The organism is Sphingomonas sp. (genome assembly GCF_035758555.1).
Classification (GTDB): domain Bacteria; phylum Pseudomonadota; class Alphaproteobacteria; order Sphingomonadales; family Sphingomonadaceae; genus Sphingomonas_B.
In genome coordinates this window covers 1-7,498 of sequence record NZ_DASTXI010000079.1, presented here as the reverse complement: position 1 = coordinate 7,498, position 7,498 = coordinate 1, and the positions used below count along the sequence as shown (strand labels likewise).

9 protein-coding genes are annotated in these 7,498 nt (G+C 67.1%); all 9 read right to left on the bottom strand.

Going from position 1 to position 7,498, the window contains the following annotated elements; all coding sequences use genetic code 11:
• Positions 1–1,236: AAA family ATPase (locus tag VFT73_RS05155; protein WP_326409093.1), on the bottom strand; the 1,236-nt coding region annotated here is incomplete at its 3' end.
• Between the two features lie 125 nt (positions 1,237–1,361).
• A complete protein-coding gene (locus tag VFT73_RS05150; protein WP_326409092.1) occupies positions 1,362–2,150 on the bottom strand; it encodes an outer membrane protein assembly factor BamD in 789 nt (262 codons plus the stop codon).
• Between the two features lie 148 nt (positions 2,151–2,298).
• Positions 2,299–2,658, bottom strand: coding sequence for an Mth938-like domain-containing protein (locus VFT73_RS05145; RefSeq protein WP_326409091.1), 360 nt, complete (start codon positions 2,656–2,658; stop codon positions 2,299–2,301).
• Positions 2,655–3,614 (bottom strand): protein translocase subunit SecF, encoded by a 960-nt coding sequence (gene secF / locus VFT73_RS05140; RefSeq protein ID WP_326409090.1) that lies wholly within the window; start codon positions 3,612–3,614, stop codon positions 2,655–2,657. The genes VFT73_RS05145 and secF overlap by 4 nt, the downstream gene beginning before the upstream one ends.
• A gap of 90 nt (positions 3,615–3,704) precedes the next feature.
• On the bottom strand, positions 3,705–5,297 hold the full coding sequence (gene secD / locus VFT73_RS05135) for a protein translocase subunit SecD (protein WP_326409089.1): 1,593 nt from the start codon (positions 5,295–5,297) through the stop codon (positions 3,705–3,707).
• Positions 5,297–5,638 (bottom strand): preprotein translocase subunit YajC, encoded by a 342-nt coding sequence (gene yajC / locus VFT73_RS05130; protein ID WP_326409088.1) that lies wholly within the window; start codon positions 5,636–5,638, stop codon positions 5,297–5,299. Before yajC ends, secD begins: the two co-directional genes overlap by 1 nt.
• A gap of 179 nt (positions 5,639–5,817) precedes the next feature.
• The gene (locus VFT73_RS05125) at positions 5,818–6,054 is read right to left on the bottom strand and encodes a twin-arginine translocase TatA/TatE family subunit (RefSeq protein ID WP_326409095.1); all 237 of its coding nucleotides are present in this window, start codon (positions 6,052–6,054) and stop codon (positions 5,818–5,820) included.
• Between the two features lie 65 nt (positions 6,055–6,119).
• Positions 6,120–6,677: an SMC-Scp complex subunit ScpB gene (scpB, locus tag VFT73_RS05120; protein WP_326409087.1), complete on the bottom strand. Its 558-nt coding sequence runs from the start codon at positions 6,675–6,677 to the stop codon at positions 6,120–6,122.
• A 35-nt stretch (positions 6,678–6,712) separates the two neighbouring features.
• Positions 6,713–7,465, bottom strand: a complete 753-nt coding sequence (locus VFT73_RS05115; RefSeq protein WP_326409094.1) for a ScpA family protein — start codon at positions 7,463–7,465, stop codon at positions 6,713–6,715.
• Positions 7,466–7,498: the final 33 nt, after the last annotated feature.

The window sequence follows — 7,498 nt, the reverse complement described above, 5'->3', positions numbered from 1 at the left end:
CAGGAACTCGACGCGGTCGCGGCCGGCGGCGCTCCATTGCTCCTCCGGCAGCACCTCGACCGAGGTGCGGAAGCGCGCGGAGTCGAGCTTCAGCGGCGCGAGTTCGTCGGCGACCGCGTCGTCGAGCCGCGTCGCGGCCTGTGTCCGGGCCGCGCCGAGCGTCTCCGCGGCCGCGGCATAGGCCTTGCGCGCATCTGCCGCCGCGCGTTCCAGCGCAGCGATCCCCTCGCCGCCCGCTTCGATCGTGTGCAGCCGCCCGGCAAGCTCCGCCGCCAGCGCCGGCAGCTCGTCGACCGTCACCCGGTATTTCCTGGCCAGCGCGCGAAGGTCGAACAGCCGCGCCTCTATTTCCTCCAGCCGTGCCGGATCGTGCGCCAGCGCTTCCTTCGCGCGCTCGATCCTGTCCTCCGCCTCGGACGCCTCGATCACCGCGCGGTCGAGCGCCGACAGCGCCTCCGCAAGCAGCACATGCTCCGATCCCATGCGGTCGAGCCGCCGCGCCGCCTGGCGCAGGTTCGACAGCGCGCCCGCCGACCCCTGCAGATGCTGGTCGAGCGCCCCCAGATCGTCGGACAGCCGTGCGCCGCGCTGCATATTGGCACGCGCCTCGGCCAGCGAATCCTCCTCGCCCCGTTCCGGCGCGGCGGCGGTCAGCTCCGCGACCGCATGCTCCAGCCATTCGCGGTCCCGCGCCGCTGTTTCCAGATCGTCGCGCGCTGCCGCAAGGGCTGCTTCGGCTTGCCGCCATGTTTCATGCGCCTGCCCGACAGACGCCGTGTCGAGTCTGCCGAACGCATCCAGCAGCCCGCGGTGCCCGCGCGCGTTCAGCAGCCCGCGATCGTCATGCTGCCCGTGAATCTCGACGAGCGCCGAACCGAGCTCGCGAAGCAGCGCGGCGGAGACCGGCTGGTCGTTGACGAAGGCGCGGCTGCCGCCGTCGGCGCGCACGGTGCGTCGCACGATCAGCGCCTCGCCCGCCTCGACGTCGATCCCGCTTTCCGACAGAATTTCGGAGGCCGCGGGCGGCGGCTCGAATGTCGCCGTGACCGCCGCCTGCACAGCGCCCTGCCGAACCAGCCCGCTGTCCGCGCGCGCCCCGAGCGCCAGACCCAGCGCATCCAGCAGGATCGACTTGCCCGCCCCGGTCTCGCCGGTCAGCACGCCGAGGCCGGGGCCGAAGCTCAGCTCCAGCGCCTCGATAAGCACCACGTCGCGGATCGAGAGGCCGGTCAGCATGACGCGTGATTAGCGCGTGAATCTCTCATCCGTCACCCCGGACTTGATCCGGGGTCCACCTTTTCTTGCATGCCGTCCGGAAGGCAGGTGAATGCCGGATCAAGTCCGGCATGGCGTGGATAGGGCTACGACGCCGAGCCTGGAGCCGGGTGTTCCTGCATCAGCTTGTAGGCACGCTGATACCAGATGCTGCCGGGATAGTTCGCGCCCAGCACGGCCGCCGCCTTCTTCGCTTCCTCGGGAATCCCGAGCGCGAGATAGCTTTCGGTCAGCCGCTCCAGCGCCTCGGGCACGTGCGTCGTCGTCTGATATTCGTCGATCACGTGGCGGAAGCGGATCGTCGCCGCCAGCCACTGGCCGCGGCGCTGATAGAAGCGGCCGATCTCCATTTCCTTGCCGGCCAGATGGTCGCGGACCAAGTCGACCTTCAGCCGCGCGTCGGCGGCATAATCGGTGGCCGGATAGCGGCGGATCAGCTCGCCCAGCGCGTCCAGCGCCTGCTGCGTGATCTTCTGGTCGCGCGTCACGTCGCTGATCTGCTCGTAATAATCGAGCGCGATCAGGTAATAGGCATAGGGCGCATCCTTGTTGCCTGGATGCACGGCCAGGAATCGCTGCGCGGAGCCGATCGATTCGATGTAGTTGCGCGCGAGATAATAGCTGAACGCGCTCATCAACTGCGCGCGGCGCGCCCAGACCGAATAGGGATGCTGCCGCTCCACCTCGTCGAACAGCAGCGCCGCCTCCCGGTAGCGGTGCTGGTCGAGCCGGGTCTTCGCGGCGGTGTAGAGCGAGTTCACGTCGCGCGCGACGTACGCGAGCTCCTTCTTGCCGCCGCTGCCGGTGGCGCAGGCAGTCGTCAGAAGGGACAGGCCGATCAGGGCGGCAAACGGCTTCAGCACGGAATTACGCATCGGACGCGCGTTCTAGCGAGTGCAACGAAAGAGGGGAAGCGGAGTTAGCGCGTCAACTGCGCCCCCCGACTGCGCTCGGGACGAGCGGGTTAGAAACCTCGAAGTCTTCGCTCGTCCCGAGCGAAGTCGAGGGGCGTTTTGCACAGCCTCAAGCCAGCGGCATCAGTGCGGCGGCGATCCAGCGGTCCTCGCCGCGCAGCATGCCCCAGGCGCGTGCGGCCGCGCGGCTGTCCATCGGCTCGACGCCGATGCCGCGGGCGTCGAGCGCAGCGACCAGCTCGCGCGGGGGTCGCACCAGCGTCGCCCCGGTGCCGATCACGATGAACTCGGGCGCGATCGCAGCGAGTGGCTCCAGCGCGTCGAGGCTCAGCGCACCGTCCCACGGCCGCCACCATTCGGGCGTCAGCAGCACGCCGCCGGTCGTCGGCTCGCCATCCACCTTGAATCCCACGCCGGCAAAGCCGGTCACCACCGGCCCGGCCGCACGCGGGTTCCGGTCGATCTTCACCTCTTGGCGACGTTGCCGCTCGGCTTCTCGTCGCTCTGGCCGCCCAATGGCACCCCGGGGCGCAATCCGAGCGTGATCAGCAGCGAGGACGAGACATAGATCGACGAATAGGTGCCGATCACGATGCCGAGGATCATTGCCGCGGTGAAGCCGCGCAGCACATGGCCGCCGAAGATCAGCAGCGCGCCCAGCGCGAGCAGGATCGTCACCGACGTCATCACCGTGCGCGGCAGCGTCTCGTTGACGGAAAGGTCGATCAGCGACCGCATGTCCATCTGCCGGTATTTGCGCATATTCTCGCGGATACGGTCGTCGATGACGATCTTGTCGTTGATCGAATAGCCGATGATCGTCAGCACCGCCGCGACGATGTTCAGGTCGAACTCCAGCCGCGTCAGCGCGAAGAAGCCCATCGTCATCAGCACGTCGTGCATGATCGCGACGAAGGTCGAGACGCCGAACTGCCATTCGTAGCGCAGCCATGAAAAGACCGCGATGCCGAACACAGCCAGCACCACCGCGAGCAGGCCGTTCTGGATCAGCTCGCCCGAAACCTTGCCGGACACGGTATCGTAGCGGCTGAACTGGATCGTCGGATAGACCTGCTTCAGCGCGTTCTGCACCCGCTGGACGACCTTGTTGGTGGCGCCTTCGTCGGCGCTTTCGGGAAGCGGCAGGCGGATCGACACGGTCTTCGGATCGCCGAAGGTCTGCAGCGATCCCTCGCCGACGCCCAGCCGGTCGATCGTCGCGCGCACTTTGTCGAGCGGCGGCGGCCGGTCGAATTTGGCCTCGATCATCAGGCCGCCGACGAAGTCGACCCCCAGGTTCAGCCCGCGGATGCCGACCAGCGCGATCGCGGCGAGCGTCAGCACCGCCGTGATGCCGAACGCCCAATGGCGCAGGCTTACGAACGGCAGGTTCGTGTTGTCGGGAACCAGTTTCAGCAGGCGCATTCTACTCTCCCGTCACCCCGGCGCAGGCCGGGGTCCAGAAGGACGGAAGGTGGATTCCGGCCTTCGCCGGAATGACGAAAAACGGGCGCATCAGATGTGGATCTCCGTCGGCCGGTTGCGGCGGATCCAGCCCGCGACCAGCATGCGCGTGAAGGTGACGGCGGTGAACACCGAGGTGACGATGCCGATCAGCAGCACGACCGCGAAGCCCTTGACCGGGCCGGAGCCGAGCACGAGCATGATCAGGCCGGAAATGGTATGGACGGTGTTCGCCTCGAAGATCGTGCGGCTCGCTTCCTTGTAGCCGAGCTCGACCGCCTGGACGACGCCGCGCCCGCGTCTCTTTTCCTCGCGGATACGTTCGTTGATCAGCACGTTGGCGTCGACCGCGGTGCCGATCGTCAGCACGAACCCGGCGATGCCCGGCAAGGTCAGCGTCGCGTTCAGCAGCGACATCACGCCCAGGATCACGAACACGTTGATGATGACTGCGGCGTTCGCATAGATGCCGAAACGGCCGTACGTCACCAGCATGAAGGCGACCACGAGCGCCACCGCGAGCACCGAGGCGGTGACGCCGGCCTGGATCGAATCGGCGCCCAGCTGCGGACCGACGGTCCGCTCCTCGATCACCTTCAGGTCGACCGGCAGCTTGCCCGAGCGCAGCGCGATCGCCAGCTCGTTGGCGCTTTCGACCGTGAAATTGCCCGAAATCTGCGCGGTGCCGCCCAGGATCGGCTCATTGATGTTGGGCGCCGAGATCACCGCGTTGTCGAGGATGATCGCGAACGGCTTGTTGACGTTCTCCTGCGTCACCTTGGCGAAGCGGCGGCCGCCCTGGCCGTTGAAGCGGATCGTGACCACCGGCGCGTTGGTGCGCTGGTCGAATTCCTGCCGCGCGTCGATCAGCTGGTCGCCCGAAATCAGCACGCCGCGATGAACGGCGATGCGTGGCACGCCTTGCGGATTGTCCGGATAGGGAAGAATCTGGCTGCCGACCGGCGCCCGACCCGCGGCGACGTCCGCCGGCGAGGCCGTGACGTCGACCAGCTTGAACTCCAGCTTCGCGGTCTTGCCCAGCAGCGCCTTCAGCGCGGCCGGATTCTGCAGGCCCGGCACCTGGACGACGATGCGGGTCGAGCCCTGGCGAATGATCGTCGGTTCGCGCGTGCCGAGCTCGTCGATGCGCTTGCGCACGACTTCGGTCGCGACTTCCATCGCCTTGTCGACCGCGTCCTTCTGGCCCGCTTCGGTCGGGGTCATGACGATGCGGTTGGTGTCCATCACCCGCACGTCCCAGTCGCGCTGGCCGGTGACGCCGACCCCGTTCGTCTGGGCACGCGCGCGCTCGACCGCCTGGTCCACCTGCGCCACGTCGCGCACGAAGAAGCTCAGCCGCCCGCCCGCGATCGAGATGTCGCCGATCGCGATCCGGGGATCGCCGCGTCGCATCTCGGTGCGGATCGTCTCGCTCATCTGCTCGAGCCGCTGCTTCAGCAGGCTGGTGGCATCCGCCTCCAGCAGCAGGTGCGAGCCGCCGGACAGGTCGAGGCCGAGGTTGATCCGCGGCAGATTCAGGCCGGGCGTATAGTGCTTTGGAATGAAGCTCGGCAGCGCCAGCAGGATGCCGATCAGCAGCAGCCCGACGATGCCGAGCCTTTTCCAGCGGGGAAAATCCAGCATCAGTCGTTCGCGGGTTTGGAGCCGCCGAGCGGCGTAACATCGGTCAGCGTCGACTTGACGGCGCGGACGCGCAGCTGCGGCGCCAGCTCGACCTCGACATGCAGGTCCTCGACCTTGGTCACCTTGCCGACCAGGCCGCCTCCGGTGACGACCGTGTCACCCTTCTTGACCGCGCCGATCCGCGCCTGGTGCTCCTTCATTCGGCGCTGCTGCGGGCGGATGAGCAGGAACCAAAAGATCACGAAGATCGCCAGCAGCGGGATCATCTGGATAAAGAAAGCGGCCCCGGAGCTCGCGCCGGTCTGACCGGCGGCCTGGGCATAAGCGGGAGATTCGAACATCGTGCGGTCGGACGCCTGAAATTGGGGGCGAGCCGACAAAGGCCGGCTTCAAAGCCGCGCGCCTATCACGGGGAAAGGGCGATACGCAACAGACCCGTCATGCCGGACTTGATCCGGAGTCCACCTTCTTCGCCTAACCTCAGAAAAGGTGGACCCCGGATCAAGTCCGGGGTGACGAATTAGAGCGGCCGATGATCCTCGACGGGTTCCTTCTCCACCGTCACCGCTGGGCGCGGCTTGTCGAGCGCTTCGACGCGGCGCTCGCGGACCGGTTCGTCCTCTTCGGCCATGCCTTTCTTGAAGCTTTTGATACCCTTGGCGACGTCGCCCATCAGGTCGGAAAAACGGCCCTTGCCGAACAGAAGCATCACGACGATGCCGACGATCAGCCAATGCCAAATACTCAAACCGCCCATCGATCGAACTCCTAAGGGCGGCCGCGCCGCCATGCGCCCAAACCGGACGCCGATACCCGACCTATCTAGTCGCTCTCGTCCGCGCTTTCCAGTTCAACGTCGCCCAATGTCGCCTCAACCGGATCGAGCAAGCCGGCGGCCTTCAGATCGTCGATCCCGGGCAGGTCGCGCCGGCTCTTCAGCCCGAAATGAGTGAGAAAGCCCGCCGTGGTCGCATAGAGCAAAGGCCGTCCCGGCCCTTCGCGCCGGCCGGCCGGGCGCACCCAGCCCGCTTCCATCAGCACGTCGAGCGTGCCTTTCGAGATCTGGACGCCGCGGATCGCTTCGATCTCGGCGCGGCTGACCGGCTCCTGATAGGCGATGATCGCCAGCGTCTCGACCGCGGCGCGGCTGAGGCGCTTCGGCTCCTCGCGCTCGCGGCGCAGGAAATGCGCCATGTCCGCCGCGGTCTGGAAATGCCAGCGCCCGCCCCGCTCGACCAATTCCACGCCGCGCCCGGCATAATCCTCCTGAAGCAGCCGTAATGCCTGTTTCAGGTCGACATCCGGCCCGACATAGGCGGCAATCTCGTCGGGCAAGAGCGGCGCCTCGGCCGCGAACAGCACGGCTTCGACGGCCCGCACGCCCGGATCGATCTCATCCTGAGCTTGTCGAAGGGTCAAGCAGCCCTCACGAACAGCGGCGCGAAGGCTTCGTCCTGTTTCAGCTCGGCCTTGCCCTGCTTGGCGAGCTCCAGCGCCGCGACGAAGCTGGAGGCGAGCGCGGAGCGGCGAAGCTGGGGGTCCGAAATGCCGGGCAGGAATGCCTCGATCCGCGTCCAGTCCACTTTCTGGCCCAGCATCGCCTCGACTCGCTGCAGCGCTTCCTCCAGCGACATGACCGGACGGCGCATCACCTGGTGCACCACCGGCCGCGTCCGCGCCATCACTGCGCCATAGGCGGCGATCAGCTCGTAAAGGTCCGCTTCCCAGTGGCTCTTGCGGACCACGCGCAGCCCCTCGGGTCTTCCGCGCAGGAATACGTCGCGCCCGATCCGGTCCCGCCCCATCAGCCGGGCGCCGGCCTCGCGCATCGCCTGCAGCCGCTGCAGCCGGATCTGGAGCCGGAGCGCCAATTCCTCCGGGCTCGGATCGATCGTCGGATCCTTGGGCAGCAGCAGCGCGGACTTCAGATAGGCAAGCCACGCCGCCATCACGAGATAATCGGCCGCGATCTCCAGCTTCAGCGCCTTCGCGTCGGCGATGAAGGCGAGATACTGCTCGACCAGCGCCAGAATCGAGAGTTCGCGCAAATCGACCTTCTGCGCGCGGGCGAGCGCCAGCAGCAGGTCGAGCGGCCCTTCCCAGCCGTCGAGGCTGAGCGTCAGCTCGTCGGACTGCCTGATCGGCCGCTCGTCGAAATCTTCATCCACGGTACGGATGATACCATGCCTTGTGGCGGTGCG